This is a genomic window from Bdellovibrio sp. HCB209 (assembly GCF_047306065.1).
Taxonomy (GTDB): domain Bacteria; phylum Bdellovibrionota; class Bdellovibrionia; order Bdellovibrionales; family Bdellovibrionaceae; genus Bdellovibrio.
Genome location: NZ_CP178618.1, coordinates 1,125,981 through 1,151,353, shown reverse-complemented (window position 1 = coordinate 1,151,353; position 25,373 = coordinate 1,125,981). Strand labels below are relative to the sequence as shown.

The 25,373-nt window shown below is 44.4% G+C and carries 27 protein-coding genes and 1 tRNA gene; 22 read left to right on the top strand and 6 right to left on the bottom strand.

Annotated features, from left to right (window positions below; all coding sequences use genetic code 11):
- The first annotated feature begins 89 nt into the window (after positions 1-89).
- Positions 90-638 carry a dihydrofolate reductase family protein gene (locus tag ACLVWP_RS05645; protein WP_413560567.1) on the top strand — a complete coding sequence of 183 codons (549 nt, stop codon included), beginning with the start codon at positions 90-92 and terminating at the stop codon, positions 636-638.
- On the opposite strand, the gene ACLVWP_RS05640 is transcribed toward ACLVWP_RS05645, so the two are convergent.
- A complete protein-coding gene (locus tag ACLVWP_RS05640; RefSeq protein WP_413560566.1) occupies positions 633-1,208 on the bottom strand; it encodes a hypothetical protein in 576 nt (191 codons plus the stop codon). The two genes, ACLVWP_RS05645 and ACLVWP_RS05640, sit on opposite strands and share 6 nt — an antisense overlap.
- 202 nt (positions 1,209-1,410) lie before the next feature.
- On the opposite strand from ACLVWP_RS05640, the gene ACLVWP_RS05635 reads away from it, so the two are divergent.
- The 3 genes from ACLVWP_RS05635 to ACLVWP_RS05625 all read left to right on the top strand — a co-directional run bounded on the left by ACLVWP_RS05635 (position 1,411) and on the right by ACLVWP_RS05625 (position 4,477).
- Positions 1,411-2,334: a type I restriction endonuclease gene (locus ACLVWP_RS05635; protein ID WP_413560565.1), complete on the top strand. Its 924-nt coding sequence runs from the start codon at positions 1,411-1,413 to the stop codon at positions 2,332-2,334.
- A gap of 199 nt (positions 2,335-2,533) precedes the next feature.
- On the top strand, positions 2,534-3,367 hold the full coding sequence (locus tag ACLVWP_RS05630) for a hypothetical protein (protein WP_413560564.1): 834 nt from the start codon (positions 2,534-2,536) through the stop codon (positions 3,365-3,367).
- Between the two features lie 15 nt (positions 3,368-3,382).
- Complete coding sequence (locus ACLVWP_RS05625) at positions 3,383-4,477, top strand: SIR2 family protein (protein ID WP_413560563.1); 1,095 nt, start codon at positions 3,383-3,385, stop codon at positions 4,475-4,477.
- A gap of 9 nt (positions 4,478-4,486) precedes the next feature.
- On the opposite strand, the gene ACLVWP_RS05620 is transcribed toward ACLVWP_RS05625, so the two are convergent.
- The gene (locus ACLVWP_RS05620) at positions 4,487-4,885 is read right to left on the bottom strand and encodes a hypothetical protein (protein WP_413560562.1); all 399 of its coding nucleotides are present in this window, start codon (positions 4,883-4,885) and stop codon (positions 4,487-4,489) included.
- Between the two features lie 88 nt (positions 4,886-4,973).
- Entirely contained in the window at positions 4,974-6,419 is a 1,446-nt protein-coding gene (locus ACLVWP_RS05615) for a hypothetical protein (RefSeq protein ID WP_413560561.1), read from the bottom strand.
- A gap of 188 nt (positions 6,420-6,607) precedes the next feature.
- Here ACLVWP_RS05615 and ACLVWP_RS05610 point away from each other — a divergent pair.
- Positions 6,608-6,684, top strand: a tRNA-Met gene (locus ACLVWP_RS05610).
- A 128-nt stretch (positions 6,685-6,812) separates the two neighbouring features.
- Here ACLVWP_RS05610 and ACLVWP_RS05605 read toward each other — a convergent pair.
- Positions 6,813-9,398, bottom strand: a complete 2,586-nt coding sequence (locus ACLVWP_RS05605) for an ATP-binding protein (protein WP_413560560.1) — start codon at positions 9,396-9,398, stop codon at positions 6,813-6,815.
- 255 nt (positions 9,399-9,653) lie between these two features.
- Between ACLVWP_RS05605 and ACLVWP_RS05600 the strand changes: the two genes are divergently transcribed.
- The gene (locus ACLVWP_RS05600; RefSeq protein ID WP_413560559.1) at positions 9,654-9,944 is read left to right on the top strand and encodes a hypothetical protein; all 291 of its coding nucleotides are present in this window, start codon (positions 9,654-9,656) and stop codon (positions 9,942-9,944) included.
- Here ACLVWP_RS05600 and ACLVWP_RS05595 read toward each other — a convergent pair.
- A complete protein-coding gene (locus ACLVWP_RS05595) occupies positions 9,916-10,788 on the bottom strand; it encodes a TIGR02147 family protein (RefSeq protein WP_413560558.1) in 873 nt (290 codons plus the stop codon). The two genes, ACLVWP_RS05600 and ACLVWP_RS05595, sit on opposite strands and share 29 nt — an antisense overlap.
- A 264-nt stretch (positions 10,789-11,052) precedes the next feature.
- Here ACLVWP_RS05595 and ACLVWP_RS05590 point away from each other — a divergent pair, with 264 nt between their 5' ends.
- The 16 genes from ACLVWP_RS05590 to ACLVWP_RS05515 all read left to right on the top strand — a co-directional run bounded on the left by ACLVWP_RS05590 (position 11,053) and on the right by ACLVWP_RS05515 (position 24,562).
- Complete coding sequence (locus ACLVWP_RS05590) at positions 11,053-12,024, top strand: Type 1 glutamine amidotransferase-like domain-containing protein (RefSeq protein ID WP_413560557.1); 972 nt, start codon at positions 11,053-11,055, stop codon at positions 12,022-12,024.
- Between the two features lie 136 nt (positions 12,025-12,160).
- Entirely contained in the window at positions 12,161-12,787 is a 627-nt protein-coding gene (locus ACLVWP_RS05585; RefSeq protein WP_413560556.1) for a hypothetical protein, read from the top strand.
- A gap of 109 nt (positions 12,788-12,896) precedes the next feature.
- The gene (locus tag ACLVWP_RS05580; protein ID WP_413560555.1) at positions 12,897-13,373 is read left to right on the top strand and encodes a VOC family protein; all 477 of its coding nucleotides are present in this window, start codon (positions 12,897-12,899) and stop codon (positions 13,371-13,373) included.
- A 170-nt stretch (positions 13,374-13,543) separates the two neighbouring features.
- Entirely contained in the window at positions 13,544-13,804 is a 261-nt protein-coding gene (locus ACLVWP_RS05575; protein WP_413560554.1) for a BrnT family toxin, read from the top strand.
- Positions 13,801-14,046 carry a hypothetical protein gene (locus tag ACLVWP_RS05570; protein ID WP_413560553.1) on the top strand — a complete coding sequence of 82 codons (246 nt, stop codon included), beginning with the start codon at positions 13,801-13,803 and terminating at the stop codon, positions 14,044-14,046. The genes ACLVWP_RS05575 and ACLVWP_RS05570 overlap by 4 nt, the downstream gene beginning before the upstream one ends.
- Positions 14,047-14,114: 68 nt before the next feature.
- On the top strand, positions 14,115-15,299 hold the full coding sequence (locus tag ACLVWP_RS05565; RefSeq protein WP_413560552.1) for a filamentous hemagglutinin N-terminal domain-containing protein: 1,185 nt from the start codon (positions 14,115-14,117) through the stop codon (positions 15,297-15,299).
- A gap of 71 nt (positions 15,300-15,370) precedes the next feature.
- Positions 15,371-16,492 (top strand): hypothetical protein, encoded by a 1,122-nt coding sequence (locus tag ACLVWP_RS05560; RefSeq protein WP_413560551.1) that lies wholly within the window; start codon positions 15,371-15,373, stop codon positions 16,490-16,492.
- Positions 16,493-16,531: 39 nt separating this feature from the next.
- Positions 16,532-17,014: a hypothetical protein gene (locus tag ACLVWP_RS05555; RefSeq protein WP_413560550.1), complete on the top strand. Its 483-nt coding sequence runs from the start codon at positions 16,532-16,534 to the stop codon at positions 17,012-17,014.
- A 12-nt stretch (positions 17,015-17,026) separates the two neighbouring features.
- Complete coding sequence (locus ACLVWP_RS05550) at positions 17,027-17,521, top strand: hypothetical protein (RefSeq protein ID WP_413560549.1); 495 nt, start codon at positions 17,027-17,029, stop codon at positions 17,519-17,521.
- Positions 17,522-17,671: 150 nt separating this feature from the next.
- Positions 17,672-19,129, top strand: a complete 1,458-nt coding sequence (locus ACLVWP_RS05545; protein ID WP_413560548.1) for a methyl-accepting chemotaxis protein — start codon at positions 17,672-17,674, stop codon at positions 19,127-19,129.
- A gap of 56 nt (positions 19,130-19,185) precedes the next feature.
- Positions 19,186-20,304 carry a DUF2157 domain-containing protein gene (locus tag ACLVWP_RS05540; RefSeq protein WP_413560547.1) on the top strand — a complete coding sequence of 373 codons (1,119 nt, stop codon included), beginning with the start codon at positions 19,186-19,188 and terminating at the stop codon, positions 20,302-20,304.
- Complete coding sequence (locus ACLVWP_RS05535; protein ID WP_413560546.1) at positions 20,301-20,765, top strand: GDYXXLXY domain-containing protein; 465 nt, start codon at positions 20,301-20,303, stop codon at positions 20,763-20,765. Before ACLVWP_RS05540 ends, ACLVWP_RS05535 begins: the two co-directional genes overlap by 4 nt.
- A gap of 74 nt (positions 20,766-20,839) precedes the next feature.
- Positions 20,840-21,262 (top strand): DoxX family protein, encoded by a 423-nt coding sequence (locus tag ACLVWP_RS05530; RefSeq protein WP_413560545.1) that lies wholly within the window; start codon positions 20,840-20,842, stop codon positions 21,260-21,262.
- On the top strand, positions 21,262-22,254 hold the full coding sequence (locus ACLVWP_RS05525) for a glycosyltransferase family 9 protein (protein ID WP_413560544.1): 993 nt from the start codon (positions 21,262-21,264) through the stop codon (positions 22,252-22,254). The genes ACLVWP_RS05530 and ACLVWP_RS05525 overlap by 1 nt, the downstream gene beginning before the upstream one ends.
- 158 nt (positions 22,255-22,412) lie before the next feature.
- A complete protein-coding gene (locus ACLVWP_RS05520; protein ID WP_413560543.1) occupies positions 22,413-23,141 on the top strand; it encodes a hypothetical protein in 729 nt (242 codons plus the stop codon).
- A gap of 20 nt (positions 23,142-23,161) precedes the next feature.
- Entirely contained in the window at positions 23,162-24,562 is a 1,401-nt protein-coding gene (locus ACLVWP_RS05515) for a hypothetical protein (RefSeq protein WP_413560542.1), read from the top strand.
- 82 nt (positions 24,563-24,644) lie between these two features.
- Here the strand turns inward: ACLVWP_RS05515 and ACLVWP_RS05510 are convergent, their stop codons facing one another.
- On the bottom strand, positions 24,645-25,370 hold the full coding sequence (locus ACLVWP_RS05510; protein ID WP_413560541.1) for a HEAT repeat domain-containing protein: 726 nt from the start codon (positions 25,368-25,370) through the stop codon (positions 24,645-24,647).
- Positions 25,371-25,373 lie beyond the last annotated feature (3 nt).

Below are 25,373 nucleotides of genomic sequence, written 5' to 3'. Positions count from 1 at the left end.
ACAAGTGTAAACGGACTCACTGTTCAAAACTCTGCGGCATTTATCTGTTTCCCACTTTACTCTGCTAGGAAATACGTTAGCCTGACTGAATGAAAACAATCTACTACGGTGCCACAAGCCTTAACGGATACATCGCCGATGAAAACAACAACTTGGATTGGTTGCTACAATTCAGCGACGACCAAGTCCCACAGTCTTACACAAACTTCATCAAAAATGTCGGCGCAATCTGCATGGGCTCGCACACGTACGAGTGGTTGTTAGAACACCAGGTTTCAAAAGCCGAAGACAAATCCAAAGCTTGGCCCTACACAATGCCTGCATGGGTGTTCACTACCCGCGAGCTGCCAGTAATTCCAAACGCTGATATTAAATTCACCCAAGGCGACGTTCGCCCCGTTCACGAAGAAATGATCAAAGCCGCCAACGGCAAAAACATCTGGGTCGTCGGCGGAGGAGAACTTGCCGCCAAATTTTACGACGCAGGATTATTAAACGAGATGATCTTGCAGGTAGCACCACTGACATTGGGTGGAGGGGCTCCCCTATTCCCACGCAAGATGACGAAGCCGATGAAGTTGGTTTCTGCGGAGCCTATTGCTGGGTTGTTTGCGGAGCTTAGGTACGAAATTTTATAACCGAGCCGCAATTAGAATAATAAAGATAACGGTGATCACGCCGATCAAGATCTTGCCCCAGTGGTACCCGGAGAGATCAGCTATAATCGTCCACATAACTGAATCCGCATAGTAAATGCGCCCACCGAAAGGAAAGCCCGGAAATTTGTGGGACCAAATCTTACCGAGTCTATCTAGCTCGGTCCAAACTCGCTTTTCTTTGTTATGCTTCTGAATCTCTCGCCCAAGCTGGGCATAATCATTTCTGAGACTCGTCTCAAGTTCCTTTTGGATCTCATAGAACAACTGAATTTCCGTGTTCTTAACGATTCCATCCTGTCGCATAGCCATTTGCAGAAAATTTAAAAGTCGACGTCGATCGAACTCATCGTCGATGTCGCTGATAACCTTACTGAGTATTTCTGTGCTTTTGCCCTCGAGGATCTCAGTTAACTCCGCTCGATCCGCAATTGAAGCACCATAGTTTTTAGCAATCTGAAAAAACCACTTCTTCTCTTTCGGATGAAGTGACTTATCCACGGCAAGCATCATGGCTACGACTTTTAAACTGGAGAATAGACTACTACGCATTCATTGAGCGTATAAACGAACAGTGCTCTTGTCAAAACCGCACACATGTTCCCCAGCCTCGGTTGATTTATATGTTAAATAGTAAACAAGAATAGTTTATTTTGAGACAATCATCTGTTCACAAAATATTTCTAAAAACAAATCTAAATTTATTCACACCGACTCCGATATCTTAGTCCAGAGATTAAGGAGTCCCATCATCATGGCTAGAGAAACAAAACAGGACAGAACTGTACGCGCAATCTTAGATCAAACAACAGAGCATCTTCATGAGTTGAAATCATTAGAAGCCAACTCCTCCACTAAAGAACTAGATGTCGAAAGATGGGCTCAAAGCTTCCTAAGAAATTGCCTTGGCTACACTTCTTCTGGTGGCTATTCAATCCGTGCGCAAGAAGCAAAAGGCAAGATGCGTCCTGACCTAGTTGTTCTTCAAGGCGAAAAACCAATCTTCGTAGTTGAGGTTAAAAAGCTAGGCTTTGACTTAACCAAGTCTGATTTCCGCTCAGGCAAAGTTCAATTAAGCGAATACCTAAATCTAATTGGTAATGTTCAATGGGGCATGCTCACTAATGGTGTTGAGTGGAAGCTTTTCGACTTCTCTCAGCCAGAGTACGGTGGCATTGAAGTATCAAACTTCGACTTAAAAGCCGAAGGCGATGTGATCGAAACTTCCAAGAAGGCCGTGGAAGAGCAATGCTATGAACTGCTTGACCTGCATGAATCAACTTTCACAGCTAAAGGCTGGCCAGATCTTTCTCGCGAAGCAATGGCGTTCTCCCCTGAATCTCTATCTAAAGCAATTTTGTCAGCTGATGTTGTTAGATACATCGCAAGATTCGTTAAGGGTGAGTTCGAATTCAAAGCTAATCACGAAATCCTGACAGATCGTCTATACTGGCTACTTGAGCAAGGTCTCAACGATGCAATTCACGGATGGAACGACGCTAAAGCGGCTGAAATTCAAAAGTTCGTAAAAGCTCAAAAAAGAGCCTCTAGAAAAACCAAGAAACCGAAACGCGAAGTTGCTGCGGCAGAAGAGCCAACTCCAACAGCGGAGACACAAGCAACTGCGAATACAACTGAACCCACACCAGCTATTACAGAAGGCACCAAAGCATCCTAGGAGGATGATATGCTCAAGTACGTTTTTGCATTGTCCCTTGTAACATCGATTTCTTATGGAAATAACTGCAACACGTCCTCTTCCGACAGCAATGTCGTGACTAGAACTGTTGCATCAGCTACCCAGCCAGCTCCAATGAAATCATCTTCTCAAACCTCAGAAGAAACTGCCCGAAGCGGCTGCTGCTCACATCACCGAGGTGTTTGCGGCTGTTCAAATGGCAGGGCAGTTTGCTGCGATGGAAGCTACTCGCCATCTTGTGGTTGCAACTAAGGATTCAAACATGCAAATGATTAAAGCTATCGTCGTCTTTCTAATGATCGTGACAGGTGCAATCCCCATTGTAAAAGAACTCTCCGACAATCAGAATCTTAAAGACAAGTTGGATAATGTAATTTCAACTTTACACGGAATCGTTCACTCTATTAAAGATGCGAACCTAAAAGTCTTTATAGAAACCTTACAGAAGAGGGCATTGTACTTAGGAGGATTTGCAGTTGCACTCCTTCTAGTCTCTCAACTCCTATCTACATATATGCCATTTATGTCGGCACTCTTACTCCCTCTTGCGACGGTTTTCGTTTTCACAACACTACTCTCATTTTCACTCTGGTGGTCACCAAGGCCATTTAAAAGTAACTTCTCAGAAATCAGCAAGCCATACTTCTTCCTAAGCACATTACCTTTGCTTTCCCTCATAATTGAAAAGATTGCCGGCATCCCCATTTACACAGCTACATTTCAGTCAATCGAAAATGGCAGCACAGACCCTCTGAATTTAGCTTCGTATGCTATCACTACTCCCTGGATATTCTCAGTATTGCTTATCGTCGCTTCATGCATTCTAATCACTACTTTAATGATATTTGCATATATAATTTCCTGGTCCCTATTCGTTCCTCTACTATTCGTGCTCAAATTTGCACAGTATGTGGCGATTAAAATCAATACCTATTTCCCCAAAAAAGCTGGCGACTTTGTGTTACTTTTGATTGCAGCCGTGCTGACCGTAATAAATGAGTTTCTTCCCTAAAATAACAGGACATACATGAATCCGTTAAATCGCAGCACTCTAATCATCGGCGCTGGCGCTCATCATGAGTACGACATGCCAACATCCAATGAACTTCTAAAATCCATTCAAGGATTGAGATCCGTTGGAACACTCACAGAAGATACTTTTCTGTATAAAGATGATGCAAATATAAGCTTCAGTGAGAACAGCAGCCTTCGAGATAAAATTAACATCATCGACATTCTACAAGATCTTCCAATTGAAGCTTGGATCCAAGAAAAACTAAAAGGCCAAAAGTACAACTCTCACTTCGCCGGGAGATCTTTCGAAAGAATAAACCTATTTCTGGAACTCTTCTTAGGTCACTTTTGCAGTTCTCACACTCCATCGATCGACTCATATCTATCAAATCTAGCTCAGCATCCTGATCCGTATATTAAGGAACTATATAGAATTCTCGGTAAAGTCATCATCGTGTACTATATCTCGAAGGCAGAAAATGAAAGTGATCTTGGACTTCGAAATAGAGGCTGGATACACTTTCTAATTAGTCAGTTTATTCTCAAGGATCCTGATACATTCTTTAGAAACAAGCCGCAAATAATTACATTTAACTATGATCGATTACTCGAAAGAATGATTTTTGAGCACTTAATTTATCAGCATCACTATAAAGTAGAGGATGCCCTCAAACTAATTGACTCCTTAGAAATATATCACGTCTATGGATCCCTTGGGCCTTACAAGACATGGCACTCGGAAGAGTCCATAAAATCTTCTGACTACTATAAAAATGCAATTTCAAAACTAAAAGTAATCGATGAGGACCGAAGCTCAGATCAAAAAAAAGAGATTATTCAAAATATTCAAAAAAGAACTCAGCACGCCAAATACGTCTACTTTTTGGGATACGGTTTCGATGCTGACAACAACTATCTTTTAAAAAATGGACTTTATCAAAATATCAAAGATAAAGATCAAGAGTATTTCACCACTAGTGTTAATACAAATACTGCTGATGCAATTAGAATCAGAGATACTCTAATGAACCCTGATTTCTTACAAAAACAAACCATTACATGCCAACAGCTGGTGTCAGAGGTGGCACCACTCTATATCAACGTTTAAAACTACCAGCTAATTCCCCGCCCGCTTCAACGCATCCATAATCACAAGCTCGCGCTCGATGCGATAGAATAGGATCTTTTCTTCCAACCCATCAGACTCCATGCCTTCGGGCGTGGAGAAAAAGTCGCGGAGGATTTCCATCTTTTTATCGATGGTGACTCGCGTGGATTCTCTGCCTTCGGCTGTTCCTTTGGCGAAGGTGAAGATTAGCTTATAGCGGATACCACTGGATGGTGGTCTTTTGACGTCAGGTGGAAGCCAACCGTCGATACCTTTGATGTATTCGGTTTCGATCACACCGGTATCTTGGTTTTCTTGGGCGATTGGGAATTTGATCACAGCGTGCGCGGCTCTCCATACGTTGTCGTATGGTGCGAAGAAGACTCTTTGTTTGTTGAATTTCGCCATTTGTTGGTTGGCGGAAGGTCTTTTATCGAACAGGCTGCAACCCATAACAGTGCAGCCTGTGATAATCACAAAAGATGAGAGAATAAATCTAGAAGTTAACCGAGCTGTGTGTGACATGTGTTGCTGCTTCGATCATAGCAGGACCCATTGCCGCTTGTGAAGCCGTTTGTGAACCTAAAAAGTTCACTTCCCAACGCTTGTTGCCATTAATAAGCGTGTCGTTCGGGAACGCTGGGACTTTAAGGTTACTCACCCATTTATCCGCGTAAACTTCCCACGTTTGGTTCATAAGCTTCACCTTGTCAGCACCTTGCTGAACTTGGATCTCGTTCGAGAATACCGCGTACGTCGCTAGTGAATTGACTCCAGCAACTGACTGAACTTGTGGAAGGTTCAACTCCAAACCACCTGCGCCAACAACGGGGTTGTTGATAAGTGGCAAAACTTGCGGAGTCGTCGTCCCCTTCATCGGAAGGATCGCCGTGGAAACACGGTCGATGTTCGCACGAAGGTCTTCAGTTTTAGTCAATACCGCCAAAACATTGGCCTCCATATTAGGAGCTGTATTGATCGTAACTTTTTGACCCGCATTCAATTTCTTAACATCTGTTGGTAAAAGCATACCGCCTTGACCAGAAAGAGCCGCCGCCATGAATGTCTCGTCCGCACGGAACTGAGGAGCTACCACTGTGTTTTTCACAGAGAAAGCGATCTCGTTCGTTGGAAGATCTAGCTGAGTATTGCTTTTAGAAAGATTCACGTCACGGATCGCTCCGCCCGTTAGGTTAAACACGTTCAGCATTTCGTAAAGCTTTGCTCCACCACGAACACCGTCAACGACTTGCTTGAACGGGAACGTACCTTTAGCAACAAACACGCGAGTTACACCCGGTTGACCGAAGTAAATGCGGTAAGCTGGTTTATCCAAAGTCACAGTGAACAGAGCGTATTTTTCTTTTTGCGCTGGCAAAGAAAGGTTCGCTGGGATGTCCATCTCTTGGCCAAGTGCCGAGATCTTATCGTTCTGCGCACTCAAGATAGAATCCATGTTGAATGCGAACAGTTGCATCTTGCTAAAGCCTTGCATCACCAAGCCGAAGTCGATGTTGCCATCGCCATTTTTGATCGGAAGACCCGTCGTCGTGCCTTTAACCTCGAACTGATTCAAAGTATTCAAAGGACGAAGCTTGAAAGTCGTAGCTCCAGGTTGCACAGACATATAAGTCATACGCACAAAACCCTTAGCTTGGATCGTGATCGGCTGAGCACCTGCCCACGCCGCTGGGATCTCGACTTGACCCGATGCGTCTGCAGTTAGGAAGTTCCCCTCGAACGGAGAATTCAATGCATCCCCGATCAAAACTTGCGCTCCTGGAAGAGCCAAGCCATCAATAGATGTAATCGTTAATTGATTCGCAGAGATCTTAACGTTGCGGTCAGAACCGCCTACCACTGGGCTTAACGGGTTGTTATTGGAGTTCGTACAACCTGCCACAATTACTGGCAACAAGGCTGCCATCATCAGTCTTTTCATATAATTATCCCCTCCTTGAGAATGACCATTATGTCCAAGTAATTATTCCATTGTGATATGGCAGACAGGTCAAGACCAAAGACCGGGGGCCTAAGGATTTTTAAAATTCTTAAGTTAACGCATACGCAACAATTGACATAAGGACGCAGAACCAATAAAAATTGCGGCTCACGCGAAAGCGTTACGGCGGTGGGGTAGCTCAGCTGGTTAGAGCAACGGAATCATAATCCGTAGGTCGGCGGTTCAAGTCCGCCTCTCACTACCAAATTTTTTCTGCCTTAGGGCAGTTAAAAACATAGTTCATCGGATGCGTTCTGATGGAAGTTTCTCCGGAAATGAGCCTCTGAGAGAAATATTAAACCTGCGGAAACGCGGGTTTTTTACTTTCTGGGATCAGTGTTCTTTCATCTCTCTTTTATCACCCAAGTATGTTTCCAACACATGAAGCAGTAGATCCTTCTTCACAGGTTTTGCCAGGAAGTCATTCATCCCCGCCTTCAAACAAGCATCGCGGTCTTCTTGCAGGACGTTTGCGGTTAAGGCGACGATGGGAACGGGGTTTGTGACTTTCTGCTCGGCCTCTATGGTTCGGATGGTTTCGGTTGCTTGGCAGCCGTCCATTTCTGGCATTTGTACGTCCATTAAAATTAAATCGTAGGTGTTACTTTGTGAAGCGATGACGGCTTCGGCACCGTTGTTCACGACTTGAACGTTCATTTCGAATTTATTTAAGATCGCGCGGATGACTAACTGATTGGTGGAGTTATCTTCTGCAACCAAGACACGGGCTTTCGGGAATCTGATTTCATTCTGCTTTTCTTTTTTCAGATTACTGTGCGCTTGAGCAGGGTCGATGAGGTTATTCGCGTTTAAGATAATATTCACAAGAGAGTTGTACAGATCTGACTGGCGAATGGTTGGACTTAAATATTTAACGATGTGATGTGGAGTTGGGATCGAAGCGTGATTTTCCTGATCAACCCGGTGATCGACGACCAAGACCTTGCGAGGATGGCTCAAGCTCGCGTTGAGTTTTAAAATATCTGGCAACTTTTCACCTTCATGCGCAATCAACAAACCATCTGCAGCGTTCGTTAAGTCCGTGCAGTCCGATTTAAAAAAATCCGCCGTCATTCTTCTGACGGGCATGTTCCAAGATTGCAGGTAGCGTTCAAAAGTTGGCGCCGAGAAAAAATCATCCTCGATCACAATGGCGTCTGTATGATGCCAATCTGTTTTTGAAAATTGAAAGCTGACAGCTTCGGCATTGACGACATCCATCGGAACATCGAACCAGAATGTTGTGCCGGGTTTATCTCCGTTGCTGCGATAGCTGATCTCCCCGCCCATCAAAGTCACTAGGCTGTGACAAATCGAAAGCCCCAACCCCGTTCCACCATAACGACGTGCTGTTGACGAGTCCGCTTGAACGAAGGGTTTAAAAAGTTGTGCTTTTTTATCTTCAGACAGCCCCGTTCCGGAATCCTCAACTTCAAAACGAACTAAAAGTTTTCGGTCAGACAGACTTTTAATCGGAGCACAGCGAACCTTTACTCCACCAGCATGAGTGAATTTAATCGCGTTGCTGATCAGGTTGACTAAGATTTGACCTAAACGACCGAAGTCTCCGTTGACGGTCACAGGAAGCGTGGGATCAACGTAAGAGGTCAGCTGCAGACTTTTTAGCTCTGCTCGGCTGATCATTAGATCTATTTGCGTTTCAATCAGGTTCACTAAATTAAAATCAACACGCTCTAAATCGATATTGCCTGAATCGATTTTGGAATAATCTAAGATATCGTTAATCAATGCGAGTAGCGAAGCTCCCGAGTCTTTCAACGTGCGGATATAGCGCGAGGCTTTCTCTGGCAGATTCATCTCTGACAGTAAATCAGAAATTGAAATCACCGCATGCAGAGGCGTTCTGATCTCGTGACTCATGTTAGCCAAGAATAGAGATTTTGCTTTCGTAGTTTCGATCATGGATTTTTCACGTAGATCCATCAATGCTTTTTCATGTTGAATTTGCACATTCAACATCTCTTCCGCTTTTTTACGATTGGTTAGATCGCGCGAACAAACTAAGCGGACAGTCCTGCCGCCGTAATCGAAAAATCTCCCCCTGGTTTCTAAGGGGAATATTTCTCCGGATTTACGTACGCCCCGTGCTTCTAAAGGAACGTCATAGTTTGAAGTCATCGCGGCCTTCATCTTAGGAAGATCTTCAGGGGGAACTACAATCGAAATCGGCTGACCAATAACTTCCGCAGCTGTGTAACCAAAGATTGTTTCAAAAGCGCCGTTCACCTCAACAATGATCCCCTTGTCGTGAACCAAGATACTTTCCATGGTCGCATGGAAGAGTGACTTGTACTGCTCACGACGAGCATAGACCTCCAGAGTCTGCTTTGTTGCCAACGTAATTTGGTACATTAGGAAAGGTGCAAAGCACAGCACGATGATCGCTGCGATAATTTCATGTGGTGATGGATTCCACAAAAAATATCCGCCTAAGGGAATCAAGCACGTTAACACGTAAAACTTCGCCAAAAACTTTTCAGGACTTAGCCCCATCGGAACTGAAGTCACAATTCCTGACATAACCAAAAGTGCGATGAATCCCCGTTCGGGCGTGGCATCAGAAATACTTAAACTATACACGGTCAGAGCAGACCAAAAAAATGCCGTGGACCAGGTCGTGAGGCAAAATAACTTGAGCCAACGAAATGGCTGCTCGCTCGTCATTCCAGAAAAGCGCAGACACAGAACAAGTCTTGATCCATTCATAATCAAGGTGCATACAACTAACGCTGTATGAATCGAATCCGTCGCAGATAACGCCGACAAATAAGAAAGAATCCCTAAAAGAGTTTGGCCCAACGATGAACTGATCGCACGCTTACGAAGAGTGCCGTTAAGTTCCGCGCGGAAGGCCTGCGTTCCCTCAAATTTCTTAAACTGAAATAATTTTGACCACACACCAAATTTTAACGAGTCATTTTTTAGCGAACAAGAAAGTCCGCTTAAGTTTGTTGTAAATTGGTTTTTGTCTAACGGCTACACCAGTGTCACCCCACATTCTGCGTACTTCTTTTGGAGTAACTTATGGCGCGCCGTCCCCTCGCATCTCTATAGCTCTTCTCATTGCGCCCACACCTACTTTGGGCCATTTCATCCTTGATTTAACGGGTGAATTCCGCCAAGGTGGGCCGAACTTTTCGAAAGCGATCTGATATGTCATCTTTTAAAACTGAAGCCAGCAAACTTATCAAAACTCACCTTAAAGAACTAAACGCCACAGCTGAAGAACTGGGCGGAGTATTTATCACGGGTGTTGAAGGCACAGTGGCTGTAATCGGTGCTGATGGTGGCAAAAGAAAAATCATCTTCCAAACAAGCTTCGTGAGCGATGACGTTAATAAAAATTTGGATGCTCAAGTAGAGATGCAAGATCTATTGGAAGAAGAAGGCATCGAAGCAATCTCAGAATTCGATTTCAACCTGGCTCTGGAAGAGTCGCACTAGTACCCTCCCTTAGTGGTTCTGTTACCGGGTGGACGTTCAGATTGATTTGAAATAAACGTCTGCCCGCGTATTCATCGCTGCTGAATTTGGCGAATTGTTCGCTAGAGAATGTATTCATGGCTTGAGTGAACAAGGCCAGTTCTTCGGGCGACATCGGCAAAATCAAACTCTTGTAGGTGCGAACTTCCAACGGCAATGAGATCGCAGCAATGGCATCAAGCAAGCTTTGCTTGTGAAATTTCGCTAAATCCTCACTCCCCTTTTTATCTTGGACTTTAAATTTTTTATTCGCGCTTTTCCATCTCTTCTGACCGTCAACACTGTCTGATTCAATCAAACCCGCCTCTTGCATTTCGTGAAGAGCCTTTTGGATTTCGCTTTCTTTAATATTAAAAAGCTGCGCCAAAGTCTGACTGCTGTGATCTATATCTGAAAAACTTAAAAGCGTCAGAAGACGCGGTTTCAGTGGCGTCGAAACAAAGCTTTCGAATTCAGGAATTGTCTTTTGCTGAGTATTAACCTTTAAAATCTGCACCAGACTTGCGCCAAAGGCTTGCTTATCCTTCTGGGAGGCGGCTTGCGAGTACTTTACCAGATAACGAAAGTATTCCTCCTGTGAAGGATCTTTCAAAGTCAGCAGGCAAAAGGAATCAATGAATCTTGCCGAAACTTTCTTTTTTCCGATCACCATCAACCTTAAAAAAGATCTGCTATTGATGCCCAGTTCTTGGCTCCAAGAATCATATGAAAACTGTTTGTCCTGAGATTTACGAAATTGATAGTAGGCTTGCAGATAGAATTGAATATCTAAAAAATCAAAAATCACTGGCGCATTCTGAATCATTGAAGTCTCCACTCACAAGCTGCGAGTCAATGATCACCACTCCCACTTGCCTGAGTCAAATGGGAATCTGAGTACCCGGTAGGTACTCAAGACCTACTCCGTAGCCAGCAATTTACGTCACCGCGAATGGGCACTGACCTCAAATCTTATTAAAGCACTCTTCGAGTGGTCCGCTCCTTGCTCTAGGAGAATACATCGAGATTTCTGAATTTTCCGCCCCGGCGTGACCGATGGATTTCTCATTTTAAGATTAAGGAAAAAGATATGAAAAAGGCTTTTGTTATCTCTATGTTAACCTTGGCATCTTTAACTTCCTCGCAAAGTTTTGCGGGAGGCGGTCAGATCGGTTCCGCGGGCAAACCACGGTTGATTTTATTTGGTAATGAACAATCCAAACCACAATTCTTACCAGAGGAAGCGCTTTCACTTTTCGCGGAAAGCTCTGCTAAGAAAAAACCTCTCCTTATCATCGGCTGGCAACCTGAGTTTTTAAAAAATGATTCCACGATACGAGCTTGGTCCGGAGTTGCCTCTCATATAAATCAACGAGAGGTCAAACACGCCAACAAAGCCCCAACAACACCAGCAGAAACTGCTGAATTGGTAAAATCCATTGGTGAGGCTGGAGGAATTTTGATCGCGGGCGAGTACTCTGAGGTTTTAATGGAAGGCTTGAAAGATCCATCTATTAAGGAAGCGCTTAAGAGTGCTTATGCCAAAGGAACTCTGATCGCGGGTATGGGTGCTGGCGCCCAGGTCATGGGTACAACAGTTATTGCCGAACAAAAAACAGAAGATATCCGTAAAAAGAAAGTCACGACGATGGAAGGCCTTGGTCTTTTGAATGTCGCAGGCAAGAACACAATTATCGAAGACAACTTTAATACTCGTCGTGACCAAGCAACCAGAAGCGCTGATACTCCGATGGAGTACGGTTACTCTAAGCCTCGTCTGTTGCTAGGAATGGAAGCTACTACGAATGCCGTTGGAATCGCCATCGATTCTGGAACTGCCCTTATCGTCCATGACGGCGCGAACTTCAAAGTCATGACAGATAAACGCCTCCCTAGAGCAGTGCGTATCTACTCAACCAGCGACAAGTCTCAACTCAACATGGTGTCGCAACTGGGCGGCTATTTATTTGGTGAGCCCTCTCTTATAGTCGGCGATAATCAATCACTGAAAGTCAGTGCACAAATTTTAAGTGCTCCAGTCTGTGCGAAAGTATTCAACTGATTCAAAATTCATATATCATTGTCAACGGCCTCGACATGAGGTCGTTGATTAATTTCAGCCCTCTTGAAAACAGACAGAGCACTCCTTTATAACTCACTCATCGAGTGATTAGTTTATAACTATAAAGGAAAATACCATGCTCAAATTATTAGTTACCTTGAGTGTTACTTTGTTCAGTCAGTTTTCAATGGCAGCATTCTCTGCCGAATTCTCAAGCTTTGAAGTCGTTGTTGTTAACACCGATGGAACACCTTTGCGAGATATGAGAGTTCGTTATCAAACGTGGATGACAGAAGCGTCCATGTGTGGTGGCGGTCGCGGCAATCCATTTTACATCGGAACTCCTTGCTGGAAATGGGTCGCTGCTGATGAAGGGGGCTATGTTGTGACCGACCATAATGGTCGCGCAAGAATTCCAGCGGTCTCTGCTTCTTCCTATGGTCTATCGTCTCATGATGCTAGACTTGTAGTTTCTCCGGCGGGAGTCGATGTGCCTTTGAACACTCCAAGTGGAACTTACAGATGCATGCCTTTAACAGAATACGTGGATAGCTACTATAGAAGTGACGACCGTCAACTCGACGAAAACGTTGCTGCGGACTTAGCGCAGACAGGTTTGGTTTTCAAATACAAAGACTCGCAACTACGGAATGCCACTTATGAAGCTTACGTAAAATGGGCCGAACAAAGTGCACAACAAGAGTATTCAAAATACGGCGAGGAATATGTAACCTCTCCTTTCTCGACCTGCGTAAGACAATAGCCATCCATGGCATATGACATATCAAAATAAAGCCGCCTGACTAGGCAAAGCTCCCCACTTAGGGTTAAAATCCAAGTTCATTGGTAACTCTCTAAGATGGGGATTTTTTATGGCAGATTTAGTGACATGTGTTTGGTTTGATCATGGCGAGGCCAGTAAAGCGGCAGCCTTTTATGCTAAGACTTTTCCTGATAGCAAAGTCGGCCGAGTGAACACGGCTCCCGGGGATTTTCCAGATGGAAAAGCGGGAGTTGAACTGACGGTCGAATTCACAGTGATGGGTCGCAAATTTGTCGGCCTAAACGGTGGACCGATCTTTAAACCGAATGAGTCTGTTAGCTTTATGGTTATCACAGAAACCCAAGAAGAAACCGATCGCTACTGGAACGCTATCGTTAACAATAACGGTGCTGAGAGTGCTTGCGGTTGGTGTAAAGATCGCTGGGGATTTTCTTGGCAGATCACTCCCCGTATCCTGCTGGATCTAACGACAAGTTCTGATCCGGTCCTTGCCAAGAAAGCTTTCGATTCAATGATGACAATGAAAAAAATCGACATCGCAAAACTTCAAGCAGCAGTTAAATAATTCAATCAAAGCCCGCTCAGCAATGAACGGGCTTTTTTGTTTCCCCTGCCGTATTCCGGCCCCAACTAGCTCCAAACTACAATACAGCTATACCCAGTCGCGCATGAGATGTGCAAAATCCAAGGTTTTTGCACAAATTGACATGTAGCTACAAATAGGGTACATTGTATATGACCGGATTAACTCGAAAACGTTGGTACTTTTTTATTTGGGACGAGCACAACGAAGAACATCTCGGACTTCATAGAATCCAACACTGGGAAGCCGAAGAGGTTTTCTTCAATAAATATGTGATCACACCTAACAAGAAGCACCACGGACCAGAACGCTACATGATCGTCGGCAGAACCAATGCTGGTAGAAAACTGAGATTGATATTCGAGGATCTGGGCGAAAACACAGCAAGAATATTTACTGGCTGGGATATATGAAAAAGAAAACACGTTCAAAAAAACAGAAGCTGGATAAGTACAATCCTGACGAATGGGATCAAACTAAGTCCGTGACGGTAAAACCCGAAAAGAAAGCCATTAATGGCATTTCTACGAGCATTCGCCTTCCCCACTCTATGGTGCAAAAGCTTCGCAAGATCGCTCAGAAAAAAGGTGGGATTGGCTACCAAACGCTTTTGAAGATCTGGATTGCGGAACGCTTGGAGCAAGAATCCGCTTAAAACATCCTCTCCTTTGTATTCCGTCAGCCAGTCTTTACTAGTTAGGCAAATCAGCTAGCCTTTTCTATATGAAAAACTATTTACTGACGCTCGTTTTTACTGGCTGTTCTTTGGCAATTTCGCCCCATGCAATCGCGCAAGTTGTGGGCACCTCGCCCGATGGATCGGCGACGATTTCTCCCGCTAAAAATGGCGAAGTCACAATCAAGGTTAACAATGACAGGTCTTTGATTAACTTAACTGGCTTCAGTCTGAAAGCTGGGGAGCGAGTTGTGATCAACCAACCCTCCCCTAAATCCGTCTTGTTCTTAAGAATGGAAGTGCAGACTCCCATCGAGATCCACGGTCACATCAAAGCCAACGGCAGAATATTTTTAATCAATCCCGAAGGAATCACACTGGGACCTCAATCCAATATTGCTGCCGCCGGAGTTTTTGTCACAACAGCCGACATGAAAGAATCAGACTTTCAAGTCGATGAAATCCGTTTTGAAGATGATTTAGAGACCTGGGGGCAAATCAATACTCAAGGACTTATCAGATCGTCAGCGGGAGGTTTTGTTAGCATCATCGGTGATTACATCAACACCAATGGAACAATTGAAGCTGGTGATGGCAGCAAACTTACAATGATGACGGCAGCGGCCTTTAACTATTCACTGATTGAAAAAGGAGTGATCCCCTCCTCGATTCGTCCCGTTTCTAAAAAAGCGAAGCTCTTGGATCGATTTATGGGAATTCCCGTAATCCAAAATCTTGCAAAGCTTAATGCCGAGGGCGGACAAATTGAAATCGGCATTTACGTCGATTACTCAGTGGGTGGCAAGGCAGCCCTTATCTGGGGAAATATCAAAGGTGCCTTTTCGATGATCGCAAAAGTAATAGGCCAAGTCGAACTCACAAGAGTTAAAGTTGATGCGGGTTCAGCCCCGATCAGTATCGATATTCAAGACGATCTGCTTTTCACCGGAGCTAATGAACTTAAAGCCGGAACAATCAACGTGAAAGCGGGAGACGAACTGAACTCCTTTGGCGGAGGAGTTGTGATGGACACATCCTCCACCTCTGGTAATGGCGGTAACATTCGTATCGAAGGCAAAAAATTATCTTTCGCTGGCATACTCAAAGCGAACGGTGCCGTGAATGGTGGGAACATCACCGTGACATCACCAGGTCGAGTTGACGTCAGCAAACTTAAAACCGAAGCCACTGGCAAATCTGGAAAGCCCGGAGTTATTACTTTACCTAAGTAATCCACCAACGGCGGGTTTCATCACGATTACTGTTGCGGCTATCGGCTAATTTCCGATAGTCTAACAACTCCATGAATATTTATGCAGGCGTTGTATCAGCACTTCTTTTTAGCTCACCGGTTTTTGCGCAGATTGCGGATGGTTCTTTCTTTCCGAGTGTGCGTTCGATCAATCCAGGGATTGCTCATCAACGCAAACAAGCACTGATCTCATTAGACGTTAGCAAAAAAGATATTCATAAAGACCATGCTGTCACTACGGGCGGCATCGTTGGTGGTGTGCAAACGGATGTAGCTTTGCAAAAGAATACTTTATTTGGCGCTACTAAAGGCAGCTGGGTTACTTTTGAAGCACTGGTTGATCGCGAGACCGGTGATAAAACAGAGCACATCAACTCCACCACTTACGGTGTTCGCGATGTTAAAAACTCTGCCAGCTCAAACTATTTCGGTGGTATTTTAGATTTCAAAATTTTAGGCCTTGGCTATGCGACGGCGAACTATGACACCTTCTATAAGTTTCGTGTTGGCGAGCCACCCGATGTTTCTGCGAAAGACATGCACACTGTTTTGAATTACCAAATGCTGAAAGCTGGAACTGCTTTTAACATCGGTGGATTTACATTCGGCGCCTTCGGTATGAATAAAACTTCTACGGGTGATTATACTTATACCTTTTATAATCCCACGACTGGAAATCCCGGCTCCACTGAAGTGTGGCCAGCCAAGACTTCAGCCAACGGTTATGGAGTTGGCTTAGGCTACACCAGCAAAACACTCCGCCTGGAAGTCAGCCAAGAGCACATGTCCGCAGATGATCTGACTGCCAACGATAATCCTTTGGAAATTATCAAGGGTGCCCCAGCTTCTTCGCGTTTAAGTGGAGCTGCGGAAGTTCGTTTTGGGAAACTGGCGCTTGGGGTACGCGTTCGCAACTACACAGGGAACTTTACGGACCTTGAAGACCTGATCCCATCGAATCTTTTGTACGGCGAAATGGGCGAAAGCGACACTCGCTTAGAAACTTCCTTTAACTTTGCATTTGGTTCCGACAAGGGCTTCACCTTCTCGGGATTCTATTCGCAATCGGAAGCAAAAACTGACGAAGAGAGCACGATCTTTGCCAATGGCGTCACTTATCCAGCCACGACCAAGTCGACGGCCTACGGCGTGAATGTCAGTTACTATTTTTAGGCTTTTCATCCCATATTCATTCCTGCTACCATTTTTGCTATGAACATCAGATTTTCGAAAATTGCCATTTTAGCAGGTGTACTTCTTTTACAACCGATCCTTGACTCAAGCTCTCAAGCTTTTGCCAGAAAAAAAGCTCCGATGAGAGCTTATAGCTTCATCATTGAAGGCGGCAAAGCTTCTCAAGGCGAATGCGATGGGGAAAAGAAGATTCCACGTCTAAAAAAATTGAAAGAATTCGCAAAGGCCGGATCTTACATGGGTTCTGAACTGCAAACTCCAGAGATCAAAGGCAAACCAGGCGAAGAAATGTGGAAACATTTCTTTAAAAACAAACCAGCGTGTAACGTTGTTTTGGCAAAAACTCCATCTAAACTTGAGCCTGCAAATCTAAAAGACAAACCAGAACTTCCTGAAGATGATTCTGTTGATTCCGAAGAAGAAACAGAGCAAGGCCAACAGGCAACTGAGCCTGGTGAACCTACTACGGCTGAACCTACTTCTGGCGCTGATCCAGAGTAATTGGAGTAGACTTTGAAATTACCAGATATCGTTAAAGTCATTGCTGCGGAACTTGGAACTTCGGATGTTAAGGAGATTAATAAACTCCTTAAATCAGAGCCGGCAGTTAAATTCCGTATGACTGGGAAAGCTTTTGGACATTACGGTCTTACCGCACAGCTTAAGAGCATTTCCGAAGATGGCATTAAAGTATTTCTGGTGAATAAAGTTTCTTTGGTTCAATTAAAAGACATCGAAAATTTCGAAAAAGCCAAACCTCGTGAAGAGCGCCCGGTTAGAACTGCTAAACCGGAAGCTGCAAAGTCACCTGCTCCAGCGAAAGTAGCCGCTCCTAAAAAAGCAAAACCCGCTCCCAAAGTTGTCGACGACTATGAAGATGACGAAGACTTCGACGATGATGACGGCGACTTTGAGGACGAAGACCTACGCCCTAAAAAAGCGAAAAAAGGAAAACCAAAACCCGCTGGCAAAAGCGGAAGTAAGTTTATTCCTTCCGGTAAAAAGTAAGTCTAGCTTACTAGGCCTCAGTCTCTCCTCCCGGGTCAGATATTTCTCGAGGAATTTTTCTCACGCGGGAAACTAGCCCTAAGCATCTCCTACAGAAGTAATACTTCACCAAATTTTAACCGATAGCCTTTATGCCAATAGAGGTTATGTATGTTTAAAGGTGCCCTTTCAGGAATTCGTCTTAAGATTCTTTTAGTCGCGGGATTCCCGCTTGTGAGCTTGCTGATCGTTACAGGTTTCGCTCTCTACAATCAAAGTAACGCCAATTACTGGTTGAGCCATGCTTACGACTCTTCGATGCCGAAGCTTGAAGTGCTGAACAAGATGGCTTTATTCCGAGCGCAAATGACGTCGAACACTTGGGGTGCGATCGCAAATATCGAAAACGATAAATTGCGTGAGACGATGATTTCCCGTGGTAAAGAAAACTTGGACTGGTTCTCTGAAGCGCAAACTCAATATGAGTCGATGCTAACGACTGATGAAGAGAAAATGCAGTACGAGGAAGTTCGCGCGCAAAAGACTGAGTTCTTTGCGGTCTACAACGAAATCTATACTCTTTTGAAATCTCCAAACGCAGATGAGAGAAAAAAGGCCTTAACCCTTTTGGGTGGCCCTGGTCAAAAGCTGAACACTGCTGTTCGTAAAGTTGTTGATGACAGCTTGAAAGTTCAAACTAGCGAAGTGCAAAGTGATCGCAAACTTCAAGCACAACAACAAGCTAATAGCCGTTATTGGACTTTGTCTGTTACTGGTGTATCGATTCTTGCGGTTCTCCTAGTTGCAGCCTTCCAAGGTGCGCAGGTCGCTCGCAGACTGAATGAAGTGGTTCATGAATTGAGTGATGTTTCTGCTCACGTAACGGTGTCAGTGACAGCACTATCTGAATCAGGTAAGGCTTTGTCTGATGCTTCTACTCAATCAGCGGCATCATTAGAAGAAACTGTCGCTTCGTTAGAAGAAGTGACTTCTATGGTTCGCCGTAACGCTGAAGCAGCCAATGAAGCTGCCAAACTTTCAGTGACATCTAAAGAAGCTGCCACTGAAGGTGAAACTGAAATGGGTCAGCTCTTGAAATCAATGGCTGATATCCGTCAGTCTTCTCATAAAATTGCTGCGATCATCAATGTCATCGACGACATAGCCTTCCAAACAAACTTGTTGGCTTTGAACGCCGCGGTTGAAGCCGCTCGTGCGGGCGAGCAAGGTAAAGGCTTCGCAGTTGTTGCCGAAGCAGTTCGCGGATTGGCTCAACGCTCTGCTGTTGCTGCTAAAGACATCAGCGGTCTGATCAAAGAAAGCGTTGAAATGGTTGACGACGGTGTCGAGCTGACTGAAAAGAACAGCCGCACATTGAACAGGATCTTTGAAGCCGTTAATAAAGTATCTGAGTTGAACACTGAAATCGCGGAAGCAAGTTCACAACAACTTGAAGGTGTGAGCCAAATCAGTCAGGCGATGAATCACTTGGATCAAACGTCTCAGTCAAATGCTGCAAGCTCTGAGCAAATCGCTGCGAATGCAGGCGATTTGTCTGATCAAACTCAGCACATCGCCGAGAACGTTCAGTTCCTGCGTACTGAGATGATCGGCCGCAAGGCCGCTTAGTTCCCATTTGTTTATTTTCACTTTGTGCTGCTACAATCGAGACATATGGAGAACGTATGTCTCGATTGAACAAGAAGCTTGAGCATTGGAAGCAGCTAGGTCTTATTTCCCCTACACAGTATGATGCAATTGTTGGATACGAGGATTCTCTGCCATCGACGAATTGGACGATGATTGGGATTACCATTCTTGCCGTTGCGACAATTTCTCTGGGGCTTATTTCTTTAATTGCTTATAACTGGCACTTGATCCCCGCTCCTGTGAAACTTGCTTCGGGCTTTGCGACGTTGTGTTCGACGGGTTATGCGATTTTCCATTTCAAAGATCGTCAATCACCGCTGGTTAAAGACGGCCTTATTGCTTTCTTTATTTTGTTCTGCTTTGTGATGATTGGTTTAATCGCTCAGATTTACAATTTATCCGGACCCGTTTACCAAACGGGGCTATTCTGGTGTGCGATCACTCTTTTGATTACTAGCTTTGCTTCGCATACTTTTGTTCGTGCGTTTTGGGTCTTTATGTTCTTGCTGTCTCTGGTGACGGCTTGTTTTGAAATGCCTTTTATTAAAAGCCACTACGTTTCCCCGTTTACGCTATTCACTCTTGGTGCTGCGCTGATTGCATTTATCTCTAGAATGGCTTTCAAAAATCATCCTATGCAACGAACTCTGGAAGGCGGAGTGATCGCCTCTTGGATTTTGGGATGCCTTTTATACTCTTTCCATTTTTATTACCATGATGTCGATCCAGATAGCTTTGCTAAAATCATCCCACAACTTGCAATGGCTCCCTTGATTTTGGCTTTGGTGGGTTTTGATTCGACTTTGAAGAAATCCCACAAGGTCCTTTTATCTATCCTTGTGTGCTTAACGACCTTCAATGCTTACTTGGAATCCTTCTCTCCAAGATTAAATGTGCTACCTGCCTTATTGGGAGTTATCGGATTCGCAGCCTTTGGCTTGTTGTTCTACTCAACCGGGCATCGCAAGCTGTTTAACTTTATGTTTGCATTGGTAGGCATCAAAGTTTTCGAGATTTTCATCCGCAACACATCGGGTTTGCTTGCCACAGGGTTGGGACTGGTTTTAGCCGGCGTCATCACTCTGCTAGCCGTTTACGGTTGGAATAGCAATAAATCCAGAATCGAAGCACGCTTGCAGGAGTTATTGAAATGAAAAAATTGATCGCTGCAATCGCTATACCCTGCCTGACGTTACTTGCGATGGCTTTGTACCATCAAAGTTTGCTTTCGACTTCTCCAGAGTATGAATTTGAAATCACTGGATATGATCCCAGAGACTTGCTGGCGGGCCGCTATTTAAGATTCACGATTAAGTACGATATGGATACCACTTGCGAGCAAGACAAATACATCGATGTCAAAATGTGCGTAAGCCCTTTTAAGCGCATGATCACCGATGGCAATTTGGATGGCTGCAAACAGTGGATCAACGGAACTTGCTATAAAAGCCGTGTGAATGATCAGTTAAATCGATTCTATGTTCCTGAAGACAAAGCCCCGGTTTTAGAATCCGCTATGGTTGGCAAGCGTGCCACAATCAAGGTTTCAGTCGGCCAAGGTAACGCTGTGATCAAGGATCTTTTGATCGAAGGCAAAAGCTGGAAAGATTATTAATTGCCAACACGTTTGATTCGCATGAACATTAAAGAAATCCTATGAGGGATTTACTTTAACGAAAGGTACATACGATGAACGTAAAAGGATTTCTTTTTGCGCAGAATACAGGAACTACGGGCCAAGTTGGTCTTTTGGTATTACGTCTGTTTGCAGGTCTTGTGATGGCATTTGCTCACGGCATGGGTAAATTCCCAATCTCTGATCAGTTGATTGCTGGTGTTGAGTCTGTGGGTTTCCCGATGCCAGTGGTCTTTGCATATGCAGCGGCTTTGACTGAACTTGTTGGCGGAGTTTTGCTTGCACTTGGTTTACTAACTCGCCCAGTGGGTCTATTCCTAGCATTCACAATGTTTGTAGCTGGCGTATTTATTCACGGCGCTGATCCATTCAACGTGAAAGAACTCGCGTTCTTCTATATGTTCGTTTACATCTTCTTTGCTTGCTACGGCGGCGGCAGATTCTCTTTAGACAACAAGTTGGGTTTCGGTAAGTAATGACTGCACCAGCTCCTGAATTCAAAGTACAAGTGCCTGGCATGTGGATTCCATCCGTGCGCACTTCTATGGCGAAGGAGCTGGGTGTTCAGAAAAAGATTCTTTTTTCTACGAGCGGAGGCATCGGTGATCAGCTTTGTGCAGAACCGACCCTTCGCTATGCTCTTGAGAAATTTAAAGATGTTGAGGTTTCGCTTGCGACTTTACATCCTTATTTCTTCACTCACTTGAATTTTAAGCAGGTTTTCGATTTAAACTCTGCGAGACCTCGCTTTGAAGACTATCTGGTTTTAGAAACTCTAGGATCCGTAAATCCTTTAACTCAGGATTTTATGATCAATGCTTCCACGCACTGTGTGGATTATGCGTCGATGAGTGCATTGCGCTGCCAGCTGCCGAATTCTTATAAGCGCATTCAATTTCAAGCTTCAGATCCTGAAGACGAACTGACTCAGTTTATGTTGGAACGCGATGATTTAGTTGTCATCCACGCGGGTAAACACTGGCCATCTCGCACCTTCCCTGCTCATTGGTGGAATGAAGTTTTAGCGACGATTCTAAAGGCTGGTGCAACTCCGGTACTAATCGGTTCAGATTTAAATCAAGCTCAAGGCACTGTTGCGGTTAACACCGAAGGCTGCATTGATTTACGAAACACGATGACCTTACTGCAAACCGCGAGCTTTTTGAAACACTCGCGGGTTTTACTGACTAATGATTCCGGTCCTCTGCATATCGCAGCGACTGGTGATGCTTGGATTGGTTTTATCGCTTCTAGCAAACATGCGGATTTTATCTATCACTGGCGCAAAGAGGGTTTCGCTTGGCGAATGCAGGATTTGGGACTTGGTGGAATGTGGGACGTCACAAATGCCTGCCCGAATGAGGCGAAGATTCCCAATGTCGCAGAAGTCACCCAACAGCAGCTTTTGAAATGGCTACCTTCTCCCGAGGAATTTGCTAACTGGGCACTCCATAAACTCGAAAACTGAGCCACCCCATCATCTCAATTTGAGACAGCCGCTAATCAAAATAACATTTATTGTCCCTATGGAAATCCATAGACGGTGATACCTCCTCAGGTCTTATAAAATAGCTTTCCGCAGGGTACAGTTATCGCATTGTTAACGGTAGATCGTGGGAGGTCTGCGTGGTACACAATCGAAAGCTTCTTTTAGCATTGCCAGTTCTTGTGGCCCTTGGCTTTGCGCTGATGCGATCACCGTCATCAAATTCAGCTTCCCCGATCGATACACGAACCGCACAAGATACTGCGAAAACACCTCTGGCACCAACTGTCGCCAAAACGACGGAGCAAGCTCCTCTAAAAAATCCCACTGCAGTCTCCCCATCTATCGATGTTCAATTTCCATCGAAGCTTTCTACACAAGTGAAATCCATCGTGACTTCTTTGTCCCACCCCGACCTAGCTTTAACACCCGAACAATTAGATGTTTCAAAGATTACTCCCGCTGAACGCCAGCAATTGAAAAATGCGGTTCTTAGTCAAAAGGTTGACGGCAGCACTCGTCGTGCTTCTTTATTCTTACTAACTAAAATGGGCTCGACTGCCATCCCTGAGTTGGGCGCTGTCGCAACAACCCCTGTTCCAGTCTATGCAAACTCCAACAATCCGCACTCCGTCGCTCGCCAAGCTCAAGATATGGAGATTTCATTACGTATCACCTCACTTGAGGCATTGGATAAATTAGCCGTTCAGTCCAAAAACATTCTGCCTATCATGCAACAAGCCGCCGCCCTACAAAGCGATAGAAGCCTCGTGCTTCTGGCTCGAATCAGCATCTCCGGGATGCTTTCTGGAAAACCAGGAAGGCTATCTCGTGCGATGGACGCAATGATGGATGAAAAAAATCTTTAATTTGAAAATAGGGACAGTTTATGAACAACTTTACTAAATCTCTTTTGACGGCATTAGTAGCAACAAATGTTCTTGCTTCATTAGGCTTCGCGGAATCGACGGATCAGGAGTGTATTCCTGAAGCAGAGTACTCATTCATCCTCAGTAAATATAAAGTCGAAAAAATTGATGCTAACGATGAGGTCGTGAAGACTTACTCACCAAACGACCGCTGTGAATCAGGAGCCTTTGGCACTTATATGAATGCGATCAGCTATTTATATAAACTCCCAAAAGCAGCGAAAATTCCTTCTAGACTACAAACCTTAATTAGCAAAGAGGGACCGGCACAGTTTTTTGAAAAAAGAATTGCAAATATTAAGTACGCTTCTCAAGAAGCAGAAAGCTGCGCCGATGGTGCTGCGGGATTCGTATCTGGCTGGGATGATCCCAAAGACAAAATCATGTATTTCTGCGATTTAAAAAGTTACGCCATCAATACCCCACTCGCAGCGTCTCACCTTCTTGTCCATGAAGCTCGTCATATCGACGGCCACAGACACGTAAGTTGCGAACGCGGCCAAGCCTCTGAGTTCTCATTCCCGGCTTGTGACAAAACCTATCAAGAACAAGGTTCCTACGGCATTGGCGTTGGTTATTTTTTCTATGTTTACAAAAGCACAAAAAATGAAGCCGTTCGTGATGAAGCCCGCAGCCTTGCCGTTAAATCAGTTCTAATAAATTTCATCAAGCCACCACTGAATATCACAACAGGTGCGATTATTCTGGGAGAAGACAACGTTGTTTCGTTTTCTGATGGCGTAGAGACATTCCTTGGAAGTTTCGAGAATGACATTCAAACCATGTATGTCGGATCAGATCCCTACTTATTTTTTAAGAATGGGGAGATGGCATCCTATGATTTCAATGGACATTGGTATCTTCAAAAAAACACTTGGGTCTCAGATTACTATAAAAACTTAAGCCAAGGTGAACGTGATACATTGCTTGATTTCAAATCGACAGTTTTCTCTTCTTGCTTCCTATGGCCTCAATACATGCGATGCACGGCTGGCAAAGGGATATTCAAAGAAGTCCGATTCTCGACAATCAACCCAGTGCGCTTCTATGAAAGCTTCGATATCTGGCATAAGCGATATCAGATCTTGGATGACTCCGGCAAAGTCTATGTCCTAGCTGAAGACTTCGAAGATATGATGTCGGAATCAGATCGAGACTATCATACAACTAAGACCGAGTTCCCCAAGCTAACTGGCTTTGCAATGCTTGAAAATGGTTTTACTTACGGCCTTGGCAAAGACGGCTTCATGATGCGAAGAGAACCAAAGTCCACAAAATGGATGCGAGCAAAAGAGTTTAAAGAGTATAAGTTCAAGAAACTTTACCCCTTTATGTGGTCCAAAACTCTTGAGGATCTATAAAAACAAAAAAGGCAGCTCGAAGGCTGCCTTTTTTATGCGCTATAGACACAGATTCTGTGTTGCATCTGCGTTATTGAAACGCCTAGAGCTTTTCTTTCTTAACGTAGTCTTTCCACAAAGCGACTAGCTCAGACTGAAGAAGTTTCGTTTCGCCCAACTTTACACCCGTCAGTTTTTGCAAACCGCGAACGGCTGGCAATTGAACGCGAGCATCAGCATCGGTCAACAATCCTGCAAAAGTCTTAGTTTCGCGGTCCATTGGTTTTTTCGCCAATTGCTCCACGATTTGGTAACGGATCCAAAGGCTTTGTTTGTTTTTAAAGTTATAGTCTTTATTAAGCTCTTCCCACATCAACTCGCGAGTTTCTTCGCTCATTTCCTTGCCCAAGATTTCAACCGCAGCGGAACGAACCACCAACGCTTTATCTTTGATCAAAGTTTGTGCAAGTTTTTGCGCTTGGATTGGGTTCACTTCAGACAAGGCAACAAGGGCTGCGTTACGCATGAACCACTCATTTGCTTTACCCGCTTTCAAAAGATCTGCTGTCGCTTCCAATTTCTTGGATTCAGCAGCTCCCATCAAAGCCTTCCAACGAACGTTCATTGGTTGCTTTTCATTGAACGCTAAAGAGATAAAGCTATCGTAAAATTTAGAGTTACCATCGATCGCCATACGACGATTTTCACCAGGCAAATTCAGGACTTCCATCGCGGAACTTAAAGAATCAGGTGAAGGAATTGATTTGGCTGCGAAAACACTTGAAGAAAAACCGATAAGCAAAACAGGAAGCAGGTTTTTTGTTTTCATGAC

Coding starts and splice junctions, on each gene's coding strand:
- ACLVWP_RS05540 (WP_413560547.1), top strand. CDS start 19,186: ATGTCTCGATTGAACAAGAAGCTTGAGCATTGGAAGCAGCTAGGTCTT.
- ACLVWP_RS05625 (WP_413560563.1), top strand. CDS start 3,383: ATGAATCCGTTAAATCGCAGCACTCTAATCATCGGCGCTGGCGCTCAT.
- ACLVWP_RS05575 (WP_413560554.1), top strand. CDS start 13,544: ATGACCGGATTAACTCGAAAACGTTGGTACTTTTTTATTTGGGACGAG.
- ACLVWP_RS05645 (WP_413560567.1), top strand. CDS start 90: ATGAAAACAATCTACTACGGTGCCACAAGCCTTAACGGATACATCGCC.
- ACLVWP_RS05615 (WP_413560561.1), bottom strand. CDS start 6,419: ATGAAAAGACTGATGATGGCAGCCTTGTTGCCAGTAATTGTGGCAGGT.
- ACLVWP_RS05545 (WP_413560548.1), top strand. CDS start 17,672: ATGTTTAAAGGTGCCCTTTCAGGAATTCGTCTTAAGATTCTTTTAGTC.
- ACLVWP_RS05565 (WP_413560552.1), top strand. CDS start 14,115: ATGAAAAACTATTTACTGACGCTCGTTTTTACTGGCTGTTCTTTGGCA.
- ACLVWP_RS05585 (WP_413560556.1), top strand. CDS start 12,161: ATGCTCAAATTATTAGTTACCTTGAGTGTTACTTTGTTCAGTCAGTTT.
- ACLVWP_RS05530 (WP_413560545.1), top strand. CDS start 20,840: ATGAACGTAAAAGGATTTCTTTTTGCGCAGAATACAGGAACTACGGGC.
- ACLVWP_RS05535 (WP_413560546.1), top strand. CDS start 20,301: ATGAAAAAATTGATCGCTGCAATCGCTATACCCTGCCTGACGTTACTT.
- ACLVWP_RS05515 (WP_413560542.1), top strand. CDS start 23,162: ATGAACAACTTTACTAAATCTCTTTTGACGGCATTAGTAGCAACAAAT.
- ACLVWP_RS05640 (WP_413560566.1), bottom strand. CDS start 1,208: ATGCGTAGTAGTCTATTCTCCAGTTTAAAAGTCGTAGCCATGATGCTT.
- ACLVWP_RS05555 (WP_413560550.1), top strand. CDS start 16,532: ATGAACATCAGATTTTCGAAAATTGCCATTTTAGCAGGTGTACTTCTT.
- ACLVWP_RS05635 (WP_413560565.1), top strand. CDS start 1,411: ATGGCTAGAGAAACAAAACAGGACAGAACTGTACGCGCAATCTTAGAT.
- ACLVWP_RS05580 (WP_413560555.1), top strand. CDS start 12,897: ATGGCAGATTTAGTGACATGTGTTTGGTTTGATCATGGCGAGGCCAGT.
- ACLVWP_RS05600 (WP_413560559.1), top strand. CDS start 9,654: ATGTCATCTTTTAAAACTGAAGCCAGCAAACTTATCAAAACTCACCTT.
- ACLVWP_RS05560 (WP_413560551.1), top strand. CDS start 15,371: ATGAATATTTATGCAGGCGTTGTATCAGCACTTCTTTTTAGCTCACCG.
- ACLVWP_RS05570 (WP_413560553.1), top strand. CDS start 13,801: ATGAAAAAGAAAACACGTTCAAAAAAACAGAAGCTGGATAAGTACAAT.
- ACLVWP_RS05620 (WP_413560562.1), bottom strand. CDS start 4,885: ATGGCGAAATTCAACAAACAAAGAGTCTTCTTCGCACCATACGACAAC.
- ACLVWP_RS05510 (WP_413560541.1), bottom strand. CDS start 25,370: ATGAAAACAAAAAACCTGCTTCCTGTTTTGCTTATCGGTTTTTCTTCA.
- ACLVWP_RS05525 (WP_413560544.1), top strand. CDS start 21,262: ATGACTGCACCAGCTCCTGAATTCAAAGTACAAGTGCCTGGCATGTGG.
- ACLVWP_RS05590 (WP_413560557.1), top strand. CDS start 11,053: ATGAAAAAGGCTTTTGTTATCTCTATGTTAACCTTGGCATCTTTAACT.
- ACLVWP_RS05595 (WP_413560558.1), bottom strand. CDS start 10,788: ATGATTCAGAATGCGCCAGTGATTTTTGATTTTTTAGATATTCAATTC.